The following is a 23,043-nucleotide window of genomic DNA, read 5'->3' on the forward strand; positions in this document are numbered from 1 at the left end:
GTGGCTGATCACGACCTAACGCTCGGTGAGGTCTCGGAGCTGAGTCGCCGGGTGCTTGAGCGAGTGAGCCAGGCAGTGGTCGGGAAGTCTGAGGCTTTGGAGCTGGTCCTCGCGGGGATCCTCGCGGGTGGGCACGTGCTGCTCGAGGACTACCCGGGGCTGGCGAAGACGCTGGCCGCCCGGTCGTTCGCGCAGGCGCTCGGGCTGGAGTTCCGCCGGGTGCAGTTCACCCCCGACCTGTTGCCGTCCGACGTGACCGGCGCGTTCGTGTACGACCAGAAGGAGTCGGAGTTCGTCTTCCGGCCGGGGCCGATCTTCACCGGCCTGCTGCTGGCCGACGAGATCAACCGGACCCCACCGAAGACCCAAGCCGCGCTGCTCGAGTCGATGCAGGAGCACCAGGTCACCGTCGAGGGCCAGACCTTCCCGCTGCCCAACCCGTTCCACGTGCTCGCGACCGCGAACCCGGTCGAGTACGAAGGCACCTACCCGCTCCCCGAGGCCCAGCTCGACCGCTTCATGCTGCGCATCGGCTTCGGCTACCCGAGCGCCGCCGAGGAGTGGGAGGTCCTGCGTCGCCGGATGAGCCGCCGCCAGGAGGACCAGACCGTCGACGCCGTCACGGACGCCGCCGGCCTGCTCGCCGCCCAACGAGCCGTCGAAACGGTCACGGTCGACGACACGGTCGGCCAGTACTGCGTGGAGCTCGCGGCCGCGACCCGCCGGGACTCGCAGGTCCTCGTCGGCGCATCCCCTCGCGGCTCACTCGCGCTGCTCCTCACGGCCCGTGCGTACGCCGTGATCCATGGCCGGGACTACGTCGTACCAGAGGATGTGAAGGCGGTCGCCGTACCTGCTCTGGCGCACCGGATCACCGTGCGGCCGGAGCTGTGGCTGCACGAGGTCACCGGGGCGACCGTGGTCCGGACAGTGCTCGGTACGGTCGCGGCGCCTCCGACCGTGGTCAGCGTTTCCCGCTGATGGGGTGGCAACCGACCCACGCGCAGATCCGCGCGATCTCTGTCGCCGCGGTGCTGCTGGGCATCGCGGTGCTGCTGCGGCGGCCGGACGCGGCGGTGTTCGGGCTGCCGCTGGCGTTCGTCGCGGTCTGGGGGCGGTACTTCCGGCCACGTGAGCAGCCTGACGTCCATACCGAGCTCGACTCGGATGTGTTGTTCGAGGGACAGGCGACGACGTACCGGCTGCGGGTGTCCGGGACGGTTGACCCGGACATCGACCTGATCGTGGCGGCGTTGCCGCGGTCGCAGTGGTTCCAGTACGACCCACCACAGGCGGCGATCGCGGAGCCGGTGTCGGAGGGCGCGGTCACGCTCGAGGTCGGGCTGCGGTCGAAGCGCTGGGGTCTGCGTGCGTTGGAGCGACCAACGGTTGTGGCGACGTCGACGCTCGGCGCGTACCGGGTCCAGGTGACGTCGGCCGAGCCGCTGGCCGTGTCCACGCTGCCGTTGCGGGAGGGCTTCGAGGCGGTCGATTCCGTACCGCGGCCGGCCGGTCTGGTCGGACTGCATCGGTCCCGGCGACCGGGTGAGGGGACCGAGCTGGCCGGCGTACGGCCGTTCCGCACCGGTGACCGGCTGCGGCGGATCAACTGGTCCGTGTCCGCGCGGACCCGCGAGCTGCACGTCACGTCGACGTGGTCGGACCGCGACACCGAAGTGGTGATCCTGCTCGACACCGGCGGCGAGATCGGCATCAGCGAAGGCATCGACGGACGCTCGAGCAGCCTGGACACAGCGGTCCGGGCCGCCGCGTCGATCGCCGAACACTACCTGCGGCACGGCGACCGCGTCCGCCTGATCGACACCGGGAACCTCGTCCGCGGCGTCCGCTCCGGCAGCGGCCGCGGCCACCTGCGCCGCATCCTCGACACCCTCGTCCACGCCGACCGCCGCGGCCGCCAGCAGGACGAAGAACAACTCGCCCGCCGCAACCGGATCCGCTCCGACAGCCTGGTCCTGGTCCTCAGCCCCCTCCTCCGCCAAGCCATGCTCGGGTACGTCGTGACGCTCGTCCACTCCGGCTGCACAGTGATCGCCGTCGACACCCTGCCCGAGGATGTCGCGTCGATCATCGACCTCGAAGAACACGACGCCCGCACCTGGCCCCTCGCCTGGCGCCTCCGCCTCCTCGAACGCCGCCGAGACCTCGACCGCCTCAGCGACCTCGGCGTCCCCACCGTCCGCTGGCGAGGCGCCGGCACCCTCGACGAGGTCCTCAGAGACGCCTCCCGCCTCTCCGCAGCCCCCCGGATGCGCTCATGACCACGCACCTGAACACCCGCCCGACCGCGGACGTGAATGCCCGCCCGGCTGCGGTTGACGAACGGCTCATGACCGCGGATGGGAGGAGCTGCTGATGACGGCCGCAGAGAGGATCACCTTGTGGCTTGCGCAACTGCGGGCCTCCGGGAGCGCCGTACTGCTGTCACGCCTCCTGATCGCCGCCGCAGGAGCCGTCGCACTCGTGGTGCCGGCCGTCCAGTCCTGGGACCAGATGGACCTCATCCCACTCCTCGGCGTACCGCTGCTCGTGGCGACCGTAGTCCTCCCGGACTCCCTCGCCGGGCTGTTCTTCCTCCTGATCGTCACCGCCGGCTGGCTGATGCGAGCACCAGGCGAGATCAGCTGGAGCCTGGCCATCACCGCAATCGCCCTCCTGGTCGTGCACCTAGCCACCGCCTTCACCGCCCAACTCCCGTCCTACGCCCGCGTCCACCCCGACGCCCTCCGCCGCTGGTGGTTGCCCACAGCAATCGCCGTACTACTCGTCCCCGTAGTCGCCGTAGCAGCCGCCCTCATCCAAGGCGCCAACCTTCGCGGCTCCCTCCTCATCACCGTCGGAGCCCTACTCCTCGCCACAGCCACCATCTGGTTCGCCTCCGGCCAAAAACTCGGCCGCGACTAACCCACCGAGCCAGCCCACGCGTGCTCCCGCGGTCGCTCCTGCGTCGCGCCCGCTTCGCGCGCTCCACCCGCCCGGGGTTGCGCGCTGCCGCGCTTCATCAACCACACCGTGGTTCCGGGGCCGTGGTTGGGTGAGCGTCACCGGTCGAGAGGGCGGGCCGATGCGTGTTGCGGCCTGCCTCGGTGGAAATCGTTGGCCGAGGCAACGGTCAGGGAGCTGTGCCGACCCAGCGGTGGTAGGCGTCGAGGTCGACGTTGCTGCCGCACACGATGGTGACGACGTGCCGGCCGGCGAAGCGCTCGCGGTCCTCGAGGATCGCCGCGATGCCGAGGGCGGCCGACGGTTCGACGACGAGGCCGGCGTGCTCGAGGAGCAGCCGCATGCCGCTGATGATCGACGATTCGTCCACCAGGACAGCGTCGTCGGCGACCACGAGGAGGTCGTCGAGGACGGCCGGGATCGGGTACCGGCCGGCGACGCCGTCCGCGATCGTGTTGGCCGAATCGGTGGTGACGACCCGGCGTTCGTGCCATGAGCGGGTCAGCGCCGGCGCGCCGAGCGGCTGGACGCAGATCACCTCGACTCCGGGCGCCAAGGCTTTCATCACGTGACCCACGCCGGTGGCGAGTGCGCCGCCGCCGAGAGCGATCAGTACGGCGTCGAACGACGGCTCGGCGTCCACCAGTTCGAGGCCGATGGTCGCCGCGCCCTCGCAGGTCTCGATGTCGAGGCTGTCCTCGAGCAGCCGGATGCCGTCGTACTTCGCGATCGCGGCCGCCCGCTCGCGAGCCAGCTCGTGGTCGCCGTCGACCAGTTCCAGCGTGGCGCCGTACGCGCGGATCCGGTCGAGCTTGGCCGCGGTCGCAAAGCGCGACGCCACGACCGTGACGTCGAGCCCGCGGCCACGACCGGACCAGGCGAGGGCTTGCCCGAGGTTGCCCGCGCTGGCGCACACCACGGACCGCGAGCCGCTCTCCGCCAGCTGTGTCGCGACCAGCTCAGTCCCACGAGCCTTGAAGCTACGAACCGGGTTGGCCGTCTCGAGCTTGATGCTCACCGCACACCCGAGCGCGGCCTCCAGCGCCTCACACCGATACAGCGGACTGTCCAGAAACACCGGGTCAATAACCCGCCGAGCCCCCGCAATCCGCCCCATCTCCAGCCGCGTCCCCTGCACCCAACCGGAGTGTAGTTGCCGGCCACGCGCGGAAGCTCGTGTGGCGATACACGCTCACCACCCCCAGGCTGACCCACCACAGGCTCCGGGACCACGGGGTAGTTGATGAAGCGCGGCAGCGCGCAGACCTGGGTGGGTGGGAGCGCGCGGAGCGGGCGCGACGGGGGAGCGAGCGCGGGAGCGCGCGTGGGTCAGTCTGTGCCGAGGGTGGAGGTTAGTTCTTCGGCCCAGGGGAGGGGGATGGCTTGGGGGCCTATGACCTGCATGGCGGACAGGACGGTGAGGAGCATGCCGGTGGAGAGGAACTCGCGGGCTTCGCGGGCGGAGGCGCCGGTGAGATCGCGGATGAGCTGGTAGATGCCGCCGAAGCGGGCGCGGACGCAGTCGCCGATGGCTGGGTCGCCGCCGGCGGAGAAGCCGTGCAGGAGGACGAGGAGGAGTTCCGGCTCGGAGAGTAAGCGCTCGTAGTTGCGGCCGAGGTTGCTCAGCTCGGGGGACTCGGCGGCCGCCTCGCGGAAGATCTGCTCGATCCGGTCGCAGACGAACTGGACCGACGCCAGGAACAGCTGCTGTTTGGTGCCGAAGAGGCGGATCACGTAGGGCTGCGAGACGCCCGCCATCCGCGCGATCTCGTCCGTCTTGGTGCCCTCGTACCCGGACGCCCCGAACGCCTGGACCGCCGCCCGGAGCACCTCCTCGCCCCGCTCAGCCGCGGTCAACCGAACCCTCGCCATAGCTTCCTCCTCCAAGTCCCTTGACATGTTATCAGTCAATGCATACTTTGGTCTCATCGTTCTTGTTATCAGTGAATTACAACTAGCCGGCCCTCCGGGCCGGGATGGGTGAGGAGTGCACGATGACTTCGACCGCTCTCGAAGAGCCGGTGGTGGCGCGGACCCGGAAGTACGGGCTCGGGGCGGTGCTGGCCGCGGTGGGGATTCCAACCTTCATGGTCACGCTGGACAACCTGGTCGTGACGAACGCGCTGCCGGTGATCAAGGCCGAGCTCGGTGCGTCGCTGTCCGATCTGCAGTGGTTCGTGAACGCGTACACGCTGTCCTTCGCCGCCCTGCTGCTGACCGCGGCGGCGATCGGTGACCGGCTCGGGCGCCGGCGGGTGTTCCTGGCCGGGATCGCGCTGTTCACGCTCGCCTCGGCGGCCTGCGCGATGGCCACCGAGCCGTGGATGCTGATCGGCTCCCGGGCGATCCAGGGTGTCGGCGCGGCGGCCGTGATGCCGTTGTCGCTGACGCTGCTGGCCGGCGCCGTACCGGACAAGATGCGCAGTGCCGCGATCGGCATCTGGGGTGGCATCTCCGGACTCGGTGTCGCGGTCGGTCCGGTCGTCGGTGGAGCCGTTGTCGACGGCCTGAACTGGCAGTGGATCTTCTGGCTGAACGTGCCGGTCGGCGTGGTCGCCGTACTGCTCGCCGCGCGCGTCCTGAGCGAGTCGAAGGGTACGGCGAAGCGCCTGGACCTGCTCGGCCTCGTTCTGGCCACCGGCGGGGTGCTGTTGATCGTCTGGGGTGTCGTGCACGGCGCCGACGACGGATGGACGTCGGGTGGAGTGCTGGGCTCGCTGGTCGCCGGTGTGGTGCTGCTGGCCGCGTTCATCGGCTGGGAGCGACGGACCGAGGCTCCGATGCTGCCGCTGCGGTTGTTCTCGGTACGGGCGTTCAGCGTCGTGAACATCACCTCGTTCACGTTCTCGGTCGGCGTGTTCGGTTCGGTGTTCCTGCTGGCCCAGTTCTTCCAGGTCGTGCAGGGCTACAGCCCGCTGGAGTCGGGCATCCGGACGATGCCGTGGACGATGGCGCCGATGGTGGTCGCGCCGATCGCCGGCCTGATCGTCGACCGGGTCGGGCCGCGGGCACTGATCGCGACCGGGCAGGTGTTCCTCGCGGTGGCGCTCGGCTGGATCGCGCTGATCACCACGGCGTCGACGCAGTACAGCGAGCTCGTCGTACCGTTCGTCCTGGCCGGTGTCGGGATGGGACTGACCTTCGCGCCGGCGGCGAGTGTCGTGATGGCGAGTGCGGCGGACGCGGACCGTGGCGTGGCATCGGGGACGAACAACACCATCCGCGAGGTCGGTGTCGCGATGGGCGTCGCCGTACTCGCGTCGGTCTTCGCCTCGGCCGGCTCCTACGAGTCGCCGGCGCGGTACGCCGACGGCCTGGTTCCCGCGGTCTGGACGGGCGCGGCGATCGTCGCCGCCGGTGCGGTCGTCGCGCTCCTGCTACCGGGCCGCAAGCGCTCTACAGTGTGAGCGTGCTGGACGCTGACGACGTACGACGGATCGCGCTGTCCTTCCCGGAGACGGTGGAGAAGCAGCGGTGGGGACACCCGACCTTCGATGTCGCGGGGCGGATGTTCGTGACGGTGCCGGACGACCGGACGTCGTTCGCGGTGCGGTGTCCCCGGCTGGAGCGGGAGGAGCTGATCGCGGCGGAACCGCAGAAGTTCTGGGTTCCGCCGCACGAGGCGGGTTCGAACTGGGTTCGGGCCCGCCTCGCCGCGCTCGAGGACGCCGACGAGCTCTACGACATCCTGCTCGACTCCTGGCAGCAGGTCGCGCCGCCCGAGTTGTCAGCTGACGTTGGCCGGTGAGGCTGCGAAGGTATTACAGCTGGCCGGGTTGGCGTTGGTGAAGGACTTGCCCATGAAGCGGGCCTGGCTGGCGACGCTGCCGTGGTCACCCTGCTCGGGCTTGTCGCCGGCGGTGACGACCCACTTCTTCCAGACGTAGAGCATCATCCCGTTGATCGGGTAGCTGCGCTTGTTCGCGGCCAGGAAGACGCCGGCGAAGCAGTTCGCCTGCAGCTCCATCCGGCGCGTCATCCGCATCTGGCCGGCGTAGTCGGTCTGCTCGTACCGCATCCGGCTGGACGCCTGCAGGATCCCGGTCATGTACTGCACGCTGTGCCCGTACTCGTGGGCGATCGACCGCGAGTACCACATCCGCGCGTACGCCCTCGACTCCGCGTCCGGGTACTCGTTGTAGGCCTTCACGAAGACGTCGACCTTCATGTACATCATGTGGTTGCCCGAGCAGTAGAACGGCACGTTGACCGGGCCGTCGCCGCACGGGCTGTGCACGCTGGTGCCCGACCAGTAGAGCATCTGCGGCGCGCGGAACTTGTAGCCCGCCTTCGCCACCAGCGGCGCCCACGACCTGTCCAGGCAGGGCTTGATCGCGGCCCAGTACGCCGCCGCGTTCCGGGCGTTGGTCGGCCGGACGCGGGGCTCCTTGCAATTGACCGTCCGCATCTGGCCGACCTTGTACAGCGCGTTCTTGGCGACCACCGTCGCGTCGGACGGGCCCTGTGTCGGAGCCGAGGTCGACGACGTCGAGGTCGGCTCCTCGGTGGGCTGCCCGGTCGGCTCCGACGTGGTGGTCGGCTCCGGCGTGTACCGGCGCGAGCTGACCGGCGGCGTGTAGTCGTTGTCGGCGTTCTTCTTGATCACGCCGAAGATCCAGGCGCCGACGACGGCCACGCCGACCAGGCCGAGGATCGCGACCAGCGGTCCCTTGGACTTCTTCTTCGGCCGCTGCGGCTGCCAGCCCGGCTGGAACCCCGGCCCGCCGGGACCACCTGGCCCGCCGGGAGGCCCGAAGCTGGGTCCCCAGCCGAAGCCCGGTCCCTGCTGCGGTGCCATCGAGGCGGGGCTGTACTGCGGCTGGCCGCCGTACTGCTGGGGTGGCGGACCGTAAGGAGCGGGCGGCGGGGCGTACTGGGTAGGCGGCGGGGCGTACTGGCCAGGCGGCGGCCCGTACTGGGCGGGCGGTGGACCCTGTGGCGGACCCGGCTGCTGGTACGGCGGGTTCTGGCCCGGACCGCCGTAGGGTGGCTGACTCAACCCCGTTCCTTTCCTCAGAATCGCTGGCCACAGTATCGGCACCGAACAGGTCAGCCCTCCGCGCCCCTGCGAGGTAGGGTCGGCCAGGTGACCGAAGCTTCCACGCCGAACAGCCCGATCGACCAGCTGGCCGATCGCCACCTCGAGCAGTACGTCGTCCTGCAGCCGGCCGCCGCGACCTTCATGGGGATCGCCGGTCACGACCACGCGCTGCCGGACTACTCGCCGTCCGGGTTCGAAGGACTGATCGAGCTGACCCGGCGTTCGGTCGCCGAGGCACGGTCGATCGAGGCCGGCAGCCCGCGCGAGGAGGTCGCCAAGGACGCGTTCCTGGAGCGCCTCGGGCTGGAGCTGGAGACGTACGAGGCCGGCCTGCCGCAGCACCAGCTGAACGCGATCGCCTCGGTCCCGGCCGAGATCCGGCAGGTGTTCGACCTGATGCCGACGGCAACGGATCAGGACTGGGAGACGATCGCGATCCGGCTGAACCAGGTCGGTACGGCGCTCGACGGGTACCGCGACTCCCTGCTGGAGCAGGCCGGGAAGGGCCGGGTCTCGGCCGTGCGGCAGGTCAAGGACCTGGCCGACCGGATCGCCAGCTGGACCGGTGCCGACGGGGACGACTTCTTCGCCGGGCTGGCCGGACGGGCGCCGGACAGCGCGATCAAGGCGAGCGTGGAGGCGGCCGCCGCCTCGGCGCGGAAGGCCTACGAGCAGTTCGGGCAGTGGCTGACGTCCGACCTCGCGCCCCGGGCGCCGGAGAAGGACGCCTGCGGCCGCGAGCTGTACGCGCTGACCTCGCGCAGCTTCCTCGGCGCGACGGTCGACCTCGAGGAGACGTACGCCTGGGGCTGGCAGGAGCTGGCCCGGATCGAGGCGGACATGCAGGCGATCGCGGCCGGCCTGAACGGCGGCGACCCCGGCATCGAGGCGGCCGCCGCGCTGCTCGACGACGACCCGGGCCGCAAGATCCACGGCAAGGACGCCTTCCGGGACTGGATGCAGCAGATGTCCGACGCGGCCGTGGCCGAACTGGGCGGCACGCATTTCGACATCCCCGACGAAATCCGCACCCTCGAGTGCATGATCGCGCCGACGTCCGACGGCTCGATCTACTACACGCCGCCGAGCGAGGACCTGACCACGCGACCGGGCCGGATGTGGTGGGCCGTGCCGACCGGTGTCGAGGACTTCGCCACCTGGCGTGAGGTCACCACCGTCTACCACGAGGGTGTGCCCGGGCATCACCTCCAGTGCGCGCAGACGATGCTGCGCACCGACCTGCTGAACCGCTGGCAGCGGATCGCCTGCTGGGTCTCCGGCCACGGCGAGGGCTGGGCCCTGTACGCCGAACGCCTGATGGAGGAACTGGGTTACCTCGAGGACCCCGGCGCGCGGTTCGGCATGCTGGACGCGCAGGGGTTCCGGGCGGCCCGGGTGATCGTCGATATCGGCATGCACCTGGAGCTGGAGATCCCGCGGGACAACGCGTTCGGCTGGCGTCCGGGGGAGCGGTGGAACGCCGACCTCGGGTTCGAGTTCCTCCGGGCGCACTGCCGGATGGAGACCGAGTTCCTGCGGGCCGAGCTGAACCGGTATCTCGGCTGGCCCGGGCAAGCGCCGTCGTACAAGGTCGGTGAACGGATCTGGCTGCAGGCGCGCGAGGAAGCCAAGCAGCGCAAGGGATCCGCGTTCGACCTGCGGACCTTCCACTCCGATGCGCTCAACCTCGGGTCGATCGGTCTCGACCCGCTGCGCCGAGCCCTCGCGAAGCTGTGAAGCCCCGGTTCGTGCTCGCGTCGGCGTCGCCGGCGCGGCTGAAAACGCTGCGAGATGCCGGCGTCGAGCCGGAGGTGATCGTCTCCGGTGTCGACGAGGACCACATCACCGCCGAGACGCCGGGTGAGCTCGCCCGCCTGCTCGCGACCCTCAAGGCCCGCGCTGTGGTCGCGAGTCTGGACGACCACGCGACCGTGCTCGGGTGTGACTCGGTGCTCGAGTTCGACGGCGTCGCGTACGGCAAACCCGGTACGCCGGAGGTCGCGCGCGATCGGCTACGGATGATGCGCGGGCGGTCCGGCGTACTGCACACCGGCCACTGCCTGATCGACACCAACTCCAAGCAGGAACTGCGCGAGCTCGCGTCCACCACCGTGACCTTCGCCGACCTCACCGACGCCGAGATCGACGCGTACGTCGCCACCGGCGAACCGCTCGTGGTCGCCGGCTCCTTCACCGTCGACGGCCTCGGCGGCCCGTTCGTCTCGGTCATCGAAGGCGACTACCACAACGTCGTCGGCCTCTCCCTGCCGCTGCTCCGCCGGATGCTGATCGAGGTCGGCATCCCGTGGCCGGCGCTCTGGCAGGAGTCGGCCCGGTTCACGTACGACGAGTCCGTGGCGTCCGAGTACGACGAGACCCGCGGTGGCACCACCCGGGCCCAGGCCGCCGCCCACGCCGTGCATTCCCTGCTCCCGCAGGGCGGCCGGGTGCTGGAGCTGGCGGTGGGCACCGGTATCGTCGGAGCCGAGCTTGTTGCTTTAGGCAACCTAGTCCACGGGGTCGACCTGTCCCCGGCCATGCTGCACCGCGCGAAGATCCGCCTGCCCGGCCACGTCGCGGCCGCGGACGCGACCACGCTCCCGATCGCCGACCGCCGCTGTGATGCGGTCGTCGCCGTCTGGCTGCTCCAACTCCTCGACGACAGCGATCCGGTCCTCGCCGAGGTCGCCCGGGTCCTCCGCCCCGGCGGCGTTTTCATCACCACCACCGACAAGTCCGACGCCGGCCGGTACGCCGACGGCCGCGTCCCGGACGACTCCCGCGCCCAGGACGCCCTCACCCACCTGGTCGCCACCGCCGCCCGCTACAACCTCACCCTCGACGGCGCCACCACCTTCCCCGGCCCACCCCGCACCACCGACCAGATCCCGATCTATCCCCTGATCCGTTTCCGGCGGACCTGACGTGGAGACCACTGTCAACGGGGTGCCCGTGCTGCGGCACCGCGGTACACAAGGCCATACCAACATCACCCTGACGTTCGCCGTCGGCTCGCGGGACGAGACCCTGCGCACCATCGGCGTCGCGCACGCCCTCGAACATCTGGTGATGCACGCCGTCCGCGACGTACCGATCGACATGAACGCCGAGGTCGCCCTGATGACGACCTCGTTCGTCGCGTCAGGCTCGGCGGCGCGGGTGGGCGAGTTCCTGAACCGGTTGTGCCGCGGGCTCGCCGACCCTCCGGTGGAGCGCCTCGCGCTGGAAGCCGGCGTACTGGCCGCCGAGGAGGGCAGCGTCGCGCATCCGGTGACGGCACTGCTGATGTTCGTGCGGTACGGCGCGACCGGACCCGGCCTCGCCTGGCTGGAAGGTCCCGGGTACGACGGCCTGACACCGGAGCACGTGACGTCGTTCGCCCGCCGGTGGTTCGTCGCGTCCAACGCCTTGCTCCAGGTGACCGGCCCGCTGCCGGAGAACCTCGAGCTCGCGCTCCCGGCCGGTCCCGCCGCGGACCGGGTCCTGCGGCCCGGGCGGTCGTTCGACGGCCCATCCGTGGTCGGTTACGGAATCCCGGCGGCCGGTGTGCTGCTCACATTGCCGCCGGACGACGACGTACGGCTGTCCACCTTGGCTATCGCCGTGCTGCGGCAGCGGGTCGAGGAGCAGTGCCGGCACGTCGGCGGGCACAGTTACGACGTCGACGCTGACCTGCTCGCGGGACCGGGTGGAAGCAGCGACTGGGTCGTGTACGCCGATGCCCGCGACGGCAGCGAGAAGGCGGTGTCGACGGCGGTCGTCGAGGCGCTCACCGACCTCGCCGAGAACGGGCCGACCGCAACGGAGCTCGCGTACGCCGTCGCCCGCGCGGAGGAACGCATCGCGGCGGAGGAACCCGAGCTGCGGCGAGCGTTCATGAACCTGCTGGGTGGGATATTCGGCGAGCCCGAGCTCGCGCCCGTCGACCTGGCCCGGCTGGCCGCAGTGCAGCCGGCGGACATTTCCGCCGTACTGAAGGCCGCGCTGCCGACCGCGATCGGGTACGCCGACGAGGACGCGCTGGACGCGTGGCAGCAAGCCGGATTCACGCGCCGGTCAATCTGTCCTGTGGTCGCCGAGTTGCCGGCGGGACGGACCTTCCGGCCGTCGCTCGCGGCGCGGGCGTTCCTCAAGGAGGCGCGCGCGATGACGTGGGTGCGCACCGACGAAGCGCTGGTACTGCGGGACGACGACGGAGTGCACGAGGTCCGGTGGGACGAGATCGCCGGCGTCCTGCGCGGCGACGACGACAGCCCGACGATCGTCTTCGGCCTGAACGGCTGCTCGATCCCGGTCGACACCGACATGTTCCGCGGCGCCGCCGACCTCCTCACCGAGCTCGAAGACCGCGTCCCGCCCGATCTCTGGTTCGACGAAACCGAACTCAGGCCCGCCGAGGACCACTAGGTCACGGGTGCGCGCTCGCGCGCCAACGCCCCGGGCCGGGGTGGAAGGGGGTGCGGGCGTTGCGCCAGTAGGTGGCCCAGTTGTTGGCTCGCTCCGGTTCGGGCGCGGGTGCCGGGGCCGCGGCGCGGGCGGCGATGACGGTGATGAGAGCGGCGAGCTCTTCGGGGGTGGGGTCGCCCTTGACGACCTGGAGGATCGGCTCGGTGGTCACAGCGGGATGTTCCCATGCTTCTTGGGCGGCAGCGTGTCGCGCTTGGTGCGCAGCAGGCGCAGGCCGCGGACGATCTCGGCGCGGGTCTCGCTCGGCTTGATCACGGCGTCGACGTACCCGCGCTCGGCGGCGACGTACGGGTTCGCCAGGTGGTCCTCGTACTCGGTGATGAGCTGCTGCCGGCGGGACTCCGGATCCTCGGCGCCGGCCAGTTCGCGGCGGTAGAGGATGTTCACCGCACCCTGGGCGCCCATCACCGCGATCTGCGCGGTCGGCCAGGCGATGTTGATGTCCGCGCCCAGGTGCTTCGAACCCATCACGTCGTACGCGCCGCCGTAGGCCTTGCGGGTGATCACGGTGATCATCGGGACGGTCGCCTCGGCGTACGCGTAGATCAGCTTGGCGCCGCGGCGGATGATGCCGTTCCACTCCTGGTCGGTGCCGGGCAGGAAGCCGGGCACGTCGACGAAGGTGAGGATCGGCACGTTGAACGCGTCGCAGGTGCGGACGAACCGGGCCGCCTTCTCGGACGCGTCGATGTCGAGGGTTCCGGCGAACTGCATCGGCTGGTTCGCGACCACGCCGACCGGGCGGCCCTCGACCCGGCCGAAGCCGACGATGATGTTCGGCGCGAACAGCGCCTGCACCTCGAGGAAGTCACCGTCGTCGACGACCGCCTCGATCGCGGTGTGCATGTCGTACGGCTGGTTCGGCGAGTCCGGGATCAGCGTGTCCAGGCCGAGGTCGGTGTCGGTGAGCTCGAGGTCGGCCGGGGCGTCGTACACCGGCGGGTCCTCGAGGTTGTTCTGCGGGAGGTGGCCGACGAGCGTCTTCACCCACTCGATCGCGTCCTCCTCGTCGCTGCCGAGGTAGTGCGCGTTGCCGGACTTGGTGTTGTGCGTCCGGGCGCCGCCGAGCTCCTCCTGGGTGACGTCCTCGCCGGTGACGGTCTTGATCACGTCCGGGCCGGTGATGAACATGTACGACGACTCGTCCACCATCACGGTGAAGTCGGTGACCGCGGGGGAGTAGACAGCGCCGCCCGCGCACGGGCCCATGATCAGTGAGATCTGCGGGATCACGCCGGAGGCACGGACGTTGCGGCGGAAGATCTCGCCGTACAGGCCGAGGCTGACCACGCCCTCCTGGATCCGGGCGCCGCCGGAGTCGTTGATGCCGATCAGCGGGCAGCCGATCTTGGTGGCCAGGTCCATCACCTTGACGATCTTCTCGCCGAAGACCTCGCCCAGGCTGCCGCCGAAGACGGTGAAGTCCTGGGCGAACACGCACACCTGGCGGCCGTCGATGGTGCCGAACCCGGTCACCACGCCGTCGCCGTACGGGCGGTTGCCGTCCAGGCCGAAGCTGGTCGAGCGGTGCCTGGCGAACTCGTCCAGCTCGGAGAAGGAGCCCTCGTCCAGCAGCAGCGCGATCCGCTCGCGGGCGGTCTTCTTGCCGCGGGCGTGCTGCTTCTCGACCGCGCGCTCCGACCCGGCGTGTACGGCCTCGTCGAGCCGGTGCTCGAGGTCGGCGATCTTCCCGGCGGTCGTGTGGATATTCACCGTCTCTCCCATAAGCGGGCAGCCTACGCGCCAGTACGGCGTACCGGCGCTGTGACGTCCGCCGCAACCGTGTCGCTCGCCGCGCGGACGATTGCCATCGGCATCGGTGACGGTCAGGTGGGGCCGACGGCGAAGATCTTGGTGAGGCGGGCGGCCAGGGCGAGGTCGCCGCGGACGGAGAGGCGTTGTTTGAGGACGGCCAGGACCGGGTCCTCGTTGCCGGTGACAACGCGGAGCAGGGTGGCGGCGTCGGTGCGGATCGAGATGTCCGCGGGGTCGGGGTAGTCGGCGAGCACGGTGCAACGGCCGTCCCGGATCCGGATCCAGTGCTGGTCCACGTCCTCGGGACGGCCGTCCCCGCCCGCCCCCGTGATCTGCCAGGCGACGACAGCGTCGAACCCGGCGGCCCGGGCAGGGCGGAGATACTCCGGCATCCGGCGAAAGATCTCGCGCAACGCGATCTCTCGCACACCCCCGATGAGCCGATGCCGAAGCTCCCGCTCCGAGGTCCGGTCGACCAGCCGGGCCAGTTCCTTCGCGTCCAGGGCGGTGAGCCCGTCGGACTCCAGCCACCCGGCACTGCCTCGCTCGGCCATCGCGACCACCCCCGGGCAGTTCCTACCAGACCGTAGGAATTTCCTACGATCTGGTAGGTTTGTCAAGTGGTCGAGGACTCCGAGAAACGCCGGCGGGCGGCGCATCTCGGTCCGGAGCGCCGCCGCCCGATGATCCTGGACGCGGCCCTCGAGGTGTTCTCCGCGAACGGGTACGCCGGGACCACGATGCAGTCGGTCGCCGACGCCGCCGGCGTGACCAAGCCCGTCGTCTACGACTGCTTCGGGAACCGCGACGAACTGCTGCTGGCCCTGCTCGCCCGCGAGGAGCAGCACCTGGTCGCCTCGATCGTCTCCGCGCTGCCCGCCGACCCCAGCGTCGGCACCCCCGAGGAGCACGTCCTCGACGGCCTGACCGCGTTCCTCACCACCGCGGCGAAGAACCCGCAGTCCTGGCGGATCGTCTTCGGGGCCCAGTACGGCGCCGCCCCCGCGGTGGCCGAGCGGGTCCGGGCCGCCCGCGCGTTCCTGGTCGAGGGTCTCCGGCTGACCCTGTTGCAGTCCCTGCCCGGCGTCACCGACCCGGACGCGAACCTGCCGGTCCTGGCCGAGATGCTCGCCTCGATGACCGAGGCCTGCGCCCGGATGCTCGTCGTCGACGGCACCGACCGCAGCCCGGTCGAGCTGGCCAAAGTGGTGTCCCAGGTGGTGGGCGGCGGCTTCGGGAACGTGTGATCGCCTTACTGTGAAGTAGCTGGGCGCAGGGTCACGATCGGCTTCCAGTGGGCGGACGGTGCGGCGCGGGCGTGCGCCCGCCGATAGGGTGGGCGAACGTGACCGAGACCGGTAATGAGACCCGTACCCGCGCGCGGTTCGAGGTGCCCGAGGAACTTCGGGCCGACGTCCGCCTGCTCGGCGAGATCCTCGGCAAGGTTCTGGTCGAGTACGCCGGTCAGCCGCTGCTCGACGACGTGGAGAAGCTGCGCGAGCTGACCATCGCCGGTGACGGCGCCGCGGCCGAGCAACTCGTCGCCTCCTGGCCGCACGAGCGGGCCGAGGACGTCGCCCGCGCGTTCACCTGCTACTTCCACCTGACCAACCTCAGCGAGGAGCTGCACCGCGCCCGCGTGCTGCGCGAGCGGGACCGCTCCGGCGACGCACCGGTGGTCTCCGAGCTGGCCCAGGCGGTGGAGCAGATCTCCGCCGACAGCGGCGAGCAGCAGGCCCGCGCACTGCTGAACGGGCTGGAGTTCCGCCCGGTCCTGACCGCCCACCCGACCGAGGCCCGGCGGCGTGCCGTCCTGGCCACGATCCGGCGGATCTCGTCGCTGCTCGACGAGCGCGGCGACCCGCGGGCCGGCGACAGCGAGATCGCGGAGAACCAGCGCCGCCTGATCGAGCAGGTCGACATCCTCTGGCGTACGTCGCAACTGCGCACCAGCCGGCCGTCCCCGCTGGACGAGGTCCGGTCCGCGATGGCCGTGTTCGAGGAGACGCTCTTCGATGTGGTCGGCAACGTCTACCGGCGGCTGGACGACGCGCTCGCCGGTGACGCGGCCGGCATGCGCCCGCCGGTGGTGGCGCCGTTCGTCCGGCTCGGTTCGTGGATCGGCGGCGACCGCGACGGCAACCCGAACGTCACCGCGGCGATCACCCGCGAGGCCATGCAGATCCAGGCCGACCACGTGCTGCGCGCACTCGAGCGGGCCACCGACGCCCTCGGCCGGGCGCTCACCCTGGACGCCGCGACCACTCCGCCGTCCGCACCGGTCCGCCGGATCCTGGAGGACGCCCGGGCAGTCAACCCGGACCTGATCGCGGACATCGAGACTCGCTCACCGGCCGAACCGCACCGCCAGCTCTTGCTGCTCGCGGCGCGCAGACTGGCCGCAACTCGCTCCCGCGACGCCGACTTCGGCTATCCGCGGGCCTCTGACTTCCTGCACGAGCTCAAGGTCCTGCAGGACTCTCTGGTCACCGCGGGCGCGCCACGCCAGGCGTACGGCGAGCTCCAGCAGCTCATCTGGCAGGTCAACTCGTTCGGCTTCCACCTGGCCGAACTGGAGGTCCGTCAGCACTCCTCGGTCCACACCAAGGCGCTCGAAGAGGTGCTGGGTGGCGGTGAGCTCTCCGACCAGACCGAAGAGGTGCTCGCGACCCTCCGGGTGATCGGCCAGATCCAGCAGCGCTTCGGCCCCGAGGCGTGCCGCCGGTACGTCGTCTCGTTCACTCGGAACGCCGGAGACCTCGCAGCCGTCTACGAACTGGCGGATGCCGCCCTGGATGGTCGCCCGATCGAGCTGGACGTCGTACCGCTGTTCGAGACCGGTGAGGACCTGCAGAACTCGGTAGAGGTGCTGGACAATGCGATTCAGCTGACCCGGGTCCGGCACCGGCTCACCGCCAACGACCGGCGCTTCGAGGTCATGCTCGGGTACTCCGACTCCGCGAAGGACGTCGGTCCCGTGTCGGCCACACTCGCGCTGTACGACGCTCAGGCGCGGATCACCGCGTGGGCGCAGCGCAATGCGGTCCGGCTGACTCTGTTCCACGGCCGTGGCGGCGCGCTGGGACGTGGCGGTGGCCCGGCGAACCGCGCCGTACTGGCTCAGGCTCCCGGTTCGGTGGCCGGGCGGTTCAAGCTCACCGAGCAGGGTGAGGCGATCCCAGCGCGCTATGGCAACGCGGCGATCGCGCAGCGGCACATCGAGCAGGTGACCGCGGCGACGTTGCTGGCGTCCACTCCGGCGGTCGAGGAGCGGGCTGCCGCGGCGGCCGACCGGTTCGCCGTGGTGGAGAAGACGCTCGACGAGGCCGCCCGTACGACGTACCACCGGCTGGTGAAGGCGGATGGCTTCGCGGAGTGGTTCGGGCGGGTGACTCCGCTCGAGGAGCTCGGTCAGCTGCCGCTCGGCTCGCGGCCGGCCCGGCGTGGTGTCGCGGTGTCGTCGTTGGAGGACTTGCGGGCGATCCCGTGGGTGTTCGCGTGGTCGCAGGCTCGCGTGAACGCACCTGGCTGGTACGGCCTCGGCTCGGCACTCGCGGCCGTCGGGGACGTCGCCGCGCTGCGGGACGCGAACCAGAACTGGCCGCTGTTCCAGGTGATGCTGGAGAACGCGGAGATGTCGCTGGCGAAGACCGACCGGCGCATCCTCGGCCGCTACCTCGAGCTGGGCGACCGGCCGGATCTGACCCAGCTGATGCTCGACGAGCACGAGCTCACCACCGAGTGGGTGCTCAAGGTGCTCGACCAGGACCGGTTGCTGGCCGGCCGGCGCGTGCTGGGCCGAGCGGTCGAGCTGCGGAACCCGTACGTCGACGCGCTGAGCTACCTGCAGTTGCGGGCGCTGCGGACACTGCGCACCGATGACTCGCTCGACGAGGAGCAGATCGTTCGCACCCGGCGGCTGCTGTTGCTGACCGTCTCGGGTGTCGCCGCCGGCCTGCAGAACACCGGCTGATGTTCAGCGACCTGGACCGGCCGCCCCTCGACGTGCGCTTCCTGCGTGGGCGGCTGGTGCGGCCTGGCTCGCTCTGGACGCAGATCGACGTACTCGCGGAGACGCCGTCGACCAACGCGGTCGTCGCGGCCGCGGCGTCGGCTGGTGCAGCTGAGGGGTTGGTGGTGGCCGCGGAGTATCAGTCGTCCGGTCGTGGGCGGCTGGGGCGCACGTGGACCACTCCGGCGCGCTCTGCCGTGCTCATGTCGGCCCTGTTGCGTCCGACGGGTGTGAGTGCGGCCCGGTGGCCATGGCTCGGGTTGCTGGTCCCGTTGGCCGTGGCGGCCGCCGTACGACGGGTGGGAGAGATCCCGGCCCAGGTGAAGTGGCCGAACGACGTACTGGTCGAGGACCGCAAGCTGGCGGGCATCCTGCTCGAGCGGGTCGACGGTCCGGCCGTTGTGGTCGGCATCGGTCTCAACGTCACCCTGCACGAGGACGAGAAGCCACATCCCGCGGCGACCTCGCTGGCGCTGGAGAAGGCCGCGACGACCGACCGGGCCACCGTGCTGAGCGCCGTACTGCGAGAGCTTGCCGACCGCTACCAGGCCTGGGTCGACGCGGACGGCGATCCGGCGACGATCCTGCCGGAGTACCGCGAACTGTCCGCGACGCTCGGCCGTCCGGTCCGCGTCGAACTCCCCGACGGCACCCACCTCGAAGGCACGGCCCGCGACCTGGCCGACGACGGCCGCCTCATCGTCGAAACCCCGGAGGGCCCACGCCCCTTGGCCGCCGGAGACGTGACCCACCTACGCCCGGCGTGACACCTCGCCGATCGTCTTCCCGTGGTCCGGTCGATAGACCACGACGATCCGGTTGCCGGCCCGCACCGAGCCGGTCGACAGCACCTTGAGGTAGGCCCCGACCCGACCGGTACGCGCGAACCGGTGATGGAACCGCGGGATCCCCATCCGGCCCGCCAGGTTGCCGCAGGGCGTGCGCGGTGACCGGACCTCGACCAGGATCCCGGTCTTCGGCCCGCCGATCCGCCAGCGTTCGCCGACCAGCGCACTGGTGATGTCGAGGCCATGGGTCGTCAGATTCTCGCCGAACAGCCCGGGCGGGATCTCCCGGCCGAGCTCGGTCGACCACCAGTCGGCGTCCTCCTCGGCGTACGCGTAGAGCGCCTTGTCCGGGCCGCCGTGGTACCGGGTGTCGCACTGCTTGTCGCCGGCCAGACCGAGTTCGTCGACAGCGACCGTGCCGCCCACCGGGCGCTTGTCGATCGCGGTCCAGCGGGTCGGCCCGCGGATGATCTCGTGGACGACGTTGACCGCGATCAGTCGCGCGGGCATCAGCGTGCCTGGGTGATCCAGCGGATCGGATCGCCGCCGTCGAAGTCGTCGCGGCCCGCGTCGTGCAGAGCACCGGCGACGAGCGTACGACGGTACGAGGCGAACGTGATGACATGGGCGATCATCGCGCCGGCGGTGTAGACCTCGACGTTGTCGCCCGGGCAGACGATCAGCTCGTCCAGCCGGTCCTGGGCACACAGCTCACCGATCTCGGCGGCGAACGCGGGCCCGGCCTCGTCGAGCCGGTGGCGCATGCTCTGGACGCTTTCGCCTTGTTCTACAGCGAAGTCGTACTCCTGCCCGGCGAGGTTCGCATGCCACATCGCGAGCTGACCGACCAACCGCGACAGCAGTGAGCGCAGCGTCGGGTGGTCGTCGATGCCTTCGACCGAGATCTCGATCGGGCGGTCGAGTTGCTCGTCGGTCAGCGTCGCAGCTTGCTCGAGCATCTTGCCCAGCAGCCAGATGTGGTGGTCGACGATCGTACGGACGAGATCCATGGAGCTCACCTTGTCCTAAGGCCTTGTCTGGTGGTCCCACGCCTACTGCGCGGCACTCGGCGCGTCGATCCGGATCCGGTCCGGACGAGTTGCGACCGGGACAGCTGGACCCGGGCGGCCAGGTCGGTCCCGGTCGCCTCGTGATCGTCCAGCGCGTCGCCCAGGACATCGACGAAGGCGGCGAACACGTCGGTCATGGGACCATCGTGCCGCCGCCCGCGTCGCCGTACTTGATCGTTTTCGCCTAACTGGTGAAAATCTTCGCGGCGGTGATCAGGGTCTCGATGATCCCGTAGCCGAGCAGGACGGCGACCAGGAGCCAGGAGATCACCAGGCGTGGGGTCTGGTTCATCGGGTCGCCTCCATCGTGACGTCGGACTTCTCGTGGAACCGGTCGGACACCGAGCGGATCAACAGGTTGGCGACGGCGCCGACGGCCAGGACGCCGCACATCGTGAACAGCGCCGGCCGGTACGCCGCCGCCGTCAGCGTGCCCGGTTTGCCTTCGTGGTCGAGGAACCCGTTGATGATCAACGGCCCGGCGATCCCCGCCGCCGACCACGCGGTCAGCAGCCGGCCGTGGATCGCGCCGACCTGGTAGGTGCCGAAGAGATCCCGCAGGTACGCCGGAACCGTGGCGAACCCGCCGCCGTAGAACGAGATGATGACCGCCGCCAGCAGCACGAAGGTCACCGTGCTGTTGTGCCCGACGGTCGCGAGCAGGAAGTAGGCGATGATGCCGACGCACAGATACATCGCGTAGATCGGCTTGCGGCCGATCAGGTCGGACGTGGTGGACCAGCCGAACCGGCCGGCCATGTTGAAGATCGACAGCAGCCCGACGAACCCGGCCGCCGCCGCGACCGCGACGCTGGACTTGCCGTCCGAGCCGCGGAAGAAGTCCTGGATCATCGGGCTGGCCTGCTCGAGGATGCCGATGCCGGCGGTGACGTTGCAGAACAGCACCACCCACAGGCACCAGAACTGCGGCGTCCTGATCGCGTTCGCCGCCGACACGTTGGCGGTCGTCACCAGGGGCTTCTGCTTGACCGACGCCGGGTCGAATCCCGCCGGTGTCCAGCCCTCCGCGGGCACCCGGATGTTGAACACCCCGAACATCATGATCGCGAAGTATCCGATGCCGAGCGTCAGGAACAGCCCGACCAGGGCACCACCGCCGGCGACCGACGAGCTGACGTCCGGGTCGTAGCCGGAGTCGTAGACACTCAGCAGTTGCCGGGACAACGGGCTGGCGACCAGCGCGCCGCCGCCGAAACCCATGATCGCCAGGCCGGTGGCCAGGCCCGGGCGGTCGGGGAACCACTTGATCAGCGTGGACACCGGGGAGATGTAGCCGATCCCCAGGCCGATCCCGCCGATCACGCCGTACCCCAGGTAGACGAGCCAGAGCCGGCCCGTACCGATGCCGAGGGCACCGACCAGGAAGCCGGTGGCCCAGAAGCACGCGGACACGAACATCGCCTTGCGTGGGCCGTTGCGTTCGACCCAGGTGCCGCCGACCGCGGCGGACAGCCCCAGCATCACGATCGCGATGCTGAAGATCACCCCGATCGCGGTCTGGCTGCTGTCGAAGTGCTTCACCATCGACGTCTTGTAGACACTGGTCGCGTACGCCTGCCCGATACACAGGTGAACGGCCAGCGCCGCCGGCGGGATCAGCCAGCGGCTGTATCCCGGGGGCGCGACGGTGTGCTCCCGATCGAGTACCGACAAGATGCCCATCACGGCTCCTTCTCTTGCCCCCCAGGTGGCTACTCCTCGCGCATACTCGCGCACTGTATGCATTTTGTGAAGTGTTAAACCACTTCCTGTCACCTGATCGTGTCGGGACGGGACAACCGAACCCGGGAACTGTGACACTGGGCCTATGGCGATCTCGGCGAAGTTGTTGGGTGAGGACGAGTACGTCGTCGTCAGCACCCGGACGCACTGGAAGGCGCTGATCTTCCCGGTGTTCCTGCTGCTCCTGGTGGCGGCCGGGGGCGGTTTCCTGGCCGCGGTCGTGCCGTCCGGGTCGCTGCAGACGCCGGCCCGGATCGCGATCCTCGCGGTCGGCGTGGTGATCCTCGCGGCCTTCGCGCTGAAGCCGTTCCTGAACTGGTTCTTCTCGACCTACACGGTGACGAACCGCCGGCTGATCACCCGGCACGGCATCCTCACCCGGACCGGCCGGGACATCCCGCTGATGCGGATCAACGACGTCTCCTACGAGCACGGCCTGATCGACCGGATCCTCGGCTGCGGGACCCTGCACATCGAGTCCGCGGGGGAGCGCGGTCAGGTCGTGCTGCCCGACGTACCGCATGTCGAGCACGTCCACCTGCAGATGTCGGACCTGCTCTTCGGCGGTCCGGAAGGCCGTCCCGGCGACGGCATCCTCGAGGACGAGGAACCGCCGGAGCACATGCGCCGCCGCCCGCAGCAGCAGCCTCGCACGGACGACGGCGAGACCCTGTTCAGCTCCGACGAGAAGGACCGCTAGGCAGAGGCTTCCTCGGCGGACCAGCGGTCGAGGAGGCCGGGAAGGCGGTCGAGGATGTCCCGGGCGGTCTCGTAGGCCTCGGTGCCGAACTCCTCGACGAGCCAGTTCTCGATCTCGATCAGGTGCCGGTAGCCGTCACCCGCGACGGACACGCCGTGCTCGGTGTAGCTGACGACCTTGGCGCGCGCGTCCTCGGGGTCGGCGCGCATCTCGAGCACGTCCAGGGCGACCAGGTCGCGGATCACCTCACCCATCGACTGCCGGGTCATGCCGGCGCGGGCGGCCATCTCCGCGGCTCTGGCGCCGCTCTCGGTCAGCGTCCCGAAGACCGAGTTGTGGGCGGGTTTGACGTCGGTATGCCCGCGGCGGTGGGCGGTCCGGACCATGTCGGCCTGCAGGGCCCGGTTGGCCCGGTCGACCAGTGCGATCAGCGGCTTGCGGCCAAGCCGCGGCAGCTCAGCTCTTGACATCTTGTAAGGATACCTTCCAATATTTCGACAGGA

General features: G+C 70.1%; 24 protein-coding genes. 12 read left to right on the forward strand and 12 right to left on the reverse strand.

The window, feature by feature from the left end; all coding sequences use genetic code 11:
• The first annotated feature begins 51 nt into the window (after nt 1–51).
• The 3 genes from ACZ6O0_RS14260 (at nt 52) to ACZ6O0_RS14270 (ending at nt 2,925) form a co-directional block, all read left to right on the forward strand.
• Nucleotides 52–981: an AAA family ATPase gene (locus ACZ6O0_RS14260; protein WP_465765292.1), complete on the forward strand. Its 930-nt coding sequence runs from the start codon at nt 52–54 to the stop codon at nt 979–981.
• Nucleotides 981–2,282, forward strand: a complete 1,302-nt coding sequence (locus ACZ6O0_RS14265; protein ID WP_465765293.1) for a DUF58 domain-containing protein — start codon at nt 981–983, stop codon at nt 2,280–2,282. Before ACZ6O0_RS14260 ends, ACZ6O0_RS14265 begins: the two co-directional genes overlap by 1 nt.
• A 94-nt stretch (nt 2,283–2,376) precedes the next feature.
• Nucleotides 2,377–2,925, forward strand: a complete 549-nt coding sequence (locus ACZ6O0_RS14270) for a hypothetical protein (RefSeq protein ID WP_465765294.1) — start codon at nt 2,377–2,379, stop codon at nt 2,923–2,925.
• Between the two features lie 208 nt (nt 2,926–3,133).
• Here ACZ6O0_RS14270 and ACZ6O0_RS14275 read toward each other — a convergent pair whose 3' ends face one another.
• Complete coding sequence (locus ACZ6O0_RS14275; protein ID WP_465765295.1) at nt 3,134–4,102, reverse strand: threonine ammonia-lyase; 969 nt, start codon at nt 4,100–4,102, stop codon at nt 3,134–3,136.
• A gap of 191 nt (nt 4,103–4,293) precedes the next feature.
• Nucleotides 4,294–4,836 carry a TetR/AcrR family transcriptional regulator gene (locus ACZ6O0_RS14280; RefSeq protein WP_465765296.1) on the reverse strand — a complete coding sequence of 181 codons (543 nt, stop codon included), beginning with the start codon at nt 4,834–4,836 and terminating at the stop codon, nt 4,294–4,296.
• A gap of 122 nt (nt 4,837–4,958) precedes the next feature.
• Here ACZ6O0_RS14280 and ACZ6O0_RS14285 point away from each other — a divergent pair, with 122 nt between their 5' ends.
• Both ACZ6O0_RS14285 and ACZ6O0_RS14290 read left to right on the forward strand, forming a co-directional pair.
• Nucleotides 4,959–6,371 carry a DHA2 family efflux MFS transporter permease subunit gene (locus ACZ6O0_RS14285; protein WP_465765297.1) on the forward strand — a complete coding sequence of 471 codons (1,413 nt, stop codon included), beginning with the start codon at nt 4,959–4,961 and terminating at the stop codon, nt 6,369–6,371.
• A gap of 2 nt (nt 6,372–6,373) precedes the next feature.
• Complete coding sequence (locus tag ACZ6O0_RS14290; RefSeq protein WP_465765298.1) at nt 6,374–6,712, forward strand: MmcQ/YjbR family DNA-binding protein; 339 nt, start codon at nt 6,374–6,376, stop codon at nt 6,710–6,712.
• Here the strand turns inward: ACZ6O0_RS14290 and ACZ6O0_RS14295 are convergent.
• Nucleotides 6,692–7,963 (reverse strand): neutral zinc metallopeptidase, encoded by a 1,272-nt coding sequence (locus ACZ6O0_RS14295; protein WP_465765299.1) that lies wholly within the window; start codon nt 7,961–7,963, stop codon nt 6,692–6,694. The genes ACZ6O0_RS14290 and ACZ6O0_RS14295 overlap by 21 nt on opposite strands.
• Nucleotides 7,964–8,050: 87 nt before the next feature.
• Here ACZ6O0_RS14295 and ACZ6O0_RS14300 point away from each other — a divergent pair, with 87 nt between their 5' ends.
• From ACZ6O0_RS14300 to ACZ6O0_RS14310, 3 genes are read left to right on the forward strand one after another with little or no spacing between them, the layout of a single operon-like run.
• Nucleotides 8,051–9,742 carry a DUF885 domain-containing protein gene (locus tag ACZ6O0_RS14300; protein WP_465765300.1) on the forward strand — a complete coding sequence of 564 codons (1,692 nt, stop codon included), beginning with the start codon at nt 8,051–8,053 and terminating at the stop codon, nt 9,740–9,742.
• Entirely contained in the window at nt 9,739–10,929 is a 1,191-nt protein-coding gene (locus ACZ6O0_RS14305) for a Maf family nucleotide pyrophosphatase (protein WP_465765301.1), read from the forward strand. The genes ACZ6O0_RS14300 and ACZ6O0_RS14305 overlap by 4 nt, the downstream gene beginning before the upstream one ends.
• Before the next feature lies 1 nt (nt 10,930).
• On the forward strand, nt 10,931–12,412 hold the full coding sequence (locus ACZ6O0_RS14310) for a peptidase M16 family protein (RefSeq protein WP_465765302.1): 1,482 nt from the start codon (nt 10,931–10,933) through the stop codon (nt 12,410–12,412).
• Nucleotide 12,413: 1 nt separating this feature from the next.
• Here the strand turns inward: ACZ6O0_RS14310 and ACZ6O0_RS14315 are convergent, their stop codons facing one another.
• The 3 genes from ACZ6O0_RS14315 to ACZ6O0_RS14325 all read right to left on the reverse strand — a co-directional run bounded on the left by ACZ6O0_RS14315 (nt 12,414) and on the right by ACZ6O0_RS14325 (nt 14,781).
• Nucleotides 12,414–12,623, reverse strand: coding sequence for an acyl-CoA carboxylase subunit epsilon (locus tag ACZ6O0_RS14315; RefSeq protein ID WP_465765303.1), 210 nt, complete (start codon nt 12,621–12,623; stop codon nt 12,414–12,416).
• Complete coding sequence (locus tag ACZ6O0_RS14320) at nt 12,620–14,197, reverse strand: acyl-CoA carboxylase subunit beta (protein WP_465765304.1); 1,578 nt, start codon at nt 14,195–14,197, stop codon at nt 12,620–12,622. The genes ACZ6O0_RS14315 and ACZ6O0_RS14320 overlap by 4 nt, the downstream gene beginning before the upstream one ends.
• 101 nt (nt 14,198–14,298) lie before the next feature.
• Entirely contained in the window at nt 14,299–14,781 is a 483-nt protein-coding gene (locus ACZ6O0_RS14325) for an SCP2 sterol-binding domain-containing protein (protein ID WP_465765305.1), read from the reverse strand.
• A gap of 66 nt (nt 14,782–14,847) precedes the next feature.
• Here ACZ6O0_RS14325 and ACZ6O0_RS14330 point away from each other — a divergent pair, with 66 nt between their 5' ends.
• The 3 genes from ACZ6O0_RS14330 to ACZ6O0_RS14340 all read left to right on the forward strand — a co-directional run bounded on the left by ACZ6O0_RS14330 (nt 14,848) and on the right by ACZ6O0_RS14340 (nt 19,006).
• Nucleotides 14,848–15,474 (forward strand): TetR/AcrR family transcriptional regulator, encoded by a 627-nt coding sequence (locus ACZ6O0_RS14330; RefSeq protein ID WP_465765306.1) that lies wholly within the window; start codon nt 14,848–14,850, stop codon nt 15,472–15,474.
• 98 nt (nt 15,475–15,572) lie between these two features.
• Nucleotides 15,573–18,200, forward strand: a complete 2,628-nt coding sequence (locus tag ACZ6O0_RS14335; RefSeq protein WP_465765307.1) for a phosphoenolpyruvate carboxylase — start codon at nt 15,573–15,575, stop codon at nt 18,198–18,200.
• Entirely contained in the window at nt 18,200–19,006 is an 807-nt protein-coding gene (locus ACZ6O0_RS14340; RefSeq protein WP_465765308.1) for a biotin--[acetyl-CoA-carboxylase] ligase, read from the forward strand. Before ACZ6O0_RS14335 ends, ACZ6O0_RS14340 begins: the two co-directional genes overlap by 1 nt.
• On the opposite strand, the gene ACZ6O0_RS14345 is transcribed toward ACZ6O0_RS14340, so the two are convergent.
• From ACZ6O0_RS14345 to ACZ6O0_RS14365, 5 genes are read right to left on the reverse strand one after another with little or no spacing between them, the layout of a single operon-like run.
• A complete protein-coding gene (locus ACZ6O0_RS14345; protein ID WP_465765309.1) occupies nt 18,992–19,537 on the reverse strand; it encodes an MOSC domain-containing protein in 546 nt (181 codons plus the stop codon). The two genes, ACZ6O0_RS14340 and ACZ6O0_RS14345, sit on opposite strands and share 15 nt — an antisense overlap.
• Nucleotides 19,537–20,037 (reverse strand): hypothetical protein, encoded by a 501-nt coding sequence (locus tag ACZ6O0_RS14350; RefSeq protein WP_465765310.1) that lies wholly within the window; start codon nt 20,035–20,037, stop codon nt 19,537–19,539. Before ACZ6O0_RS14350 ends, ACZ6O0_RS14345 begins: the two co-directional genes overlap by 1 nt.
• A gap of 5 nt (nt 20,038–20,042) precedes the next feature.
• Complete coding sequence (locus ACZ6O0_RS14355; RefSeq protein ID WP_465765311.1) at nt 20,043–20,234, reverse strand: hypothetical protein; 192 nt, start codon at nt 20,232–20,234, stop codon at nt 20,043–20,045.
• Nucleotides 20,235–20,281: 47 nt separating this feature from the next.
• Nucleotides 20,282–20,389 carry an MFS transporter small subunit gene (locus ACZ6O0_RS14360; protein ID WP_465765312.1) on the reverse strand — a complete coding sequence of 36 codons (108 nt, stop codon included), beginning with the start codon at nt 20,387–20,389 and terminating at the stop codon, nt 20,282–20,284.
• Entirely contained in the window at nt 20,386–21,780 is a 1,395-nt protein-coding gene (locus ACZ6O0_RS14365; RefSeq protein WP_465765313.1) for an OFA family MFS transporter, read from the reverse strand. Before ACZ6O0_RS14365 ends, ACZ6O0_RS14360 begins: the two co-directional genes overlap by 4 nt.
• Nucleotides 21,781–21,925: 145 nt before the next feature.
• Between ACZ6O0_RS14365 and ACZ6O0_RS14370 the strand changes: the two genes are divergently transcribed.
• Nucleotides 21,926–22,540, forward strand: a complete 615-nt coding sequence (locus tag ACZ6O0_RS14370; protein ID WP_465765314.1) for a PH domain-containing protein — start codon at nt 21,926–21,928, stop codon at nt 22,538–22,540.
• On the opposite strand, the gene ACZ6O0_RS14375 is transcribed toward ACZ6O0_RS14370, so the two are convergent.
• On the reverse strand, nt 22,537–23,010 hold the full coding sequence (locus ACZ6O0_RS14375) for a hypothetical protein (protein ID WP_465765315.1): 474 nt from the start codon (nt 23,008–23,010) through the stop codon (nt 22,537–22,539). The two genes, ACZ6O0_RS14370 and ACZ6O0_RS14375, sit on opposite strands and share 4 nt — an antisense overlap.
• Between the last annotated feature and the right edge of the window lie 33 nt (nt 23,011–23,043).

It is taken from the genome of Kribbella sp. NPDC048837, assembly GCF_055586945.1.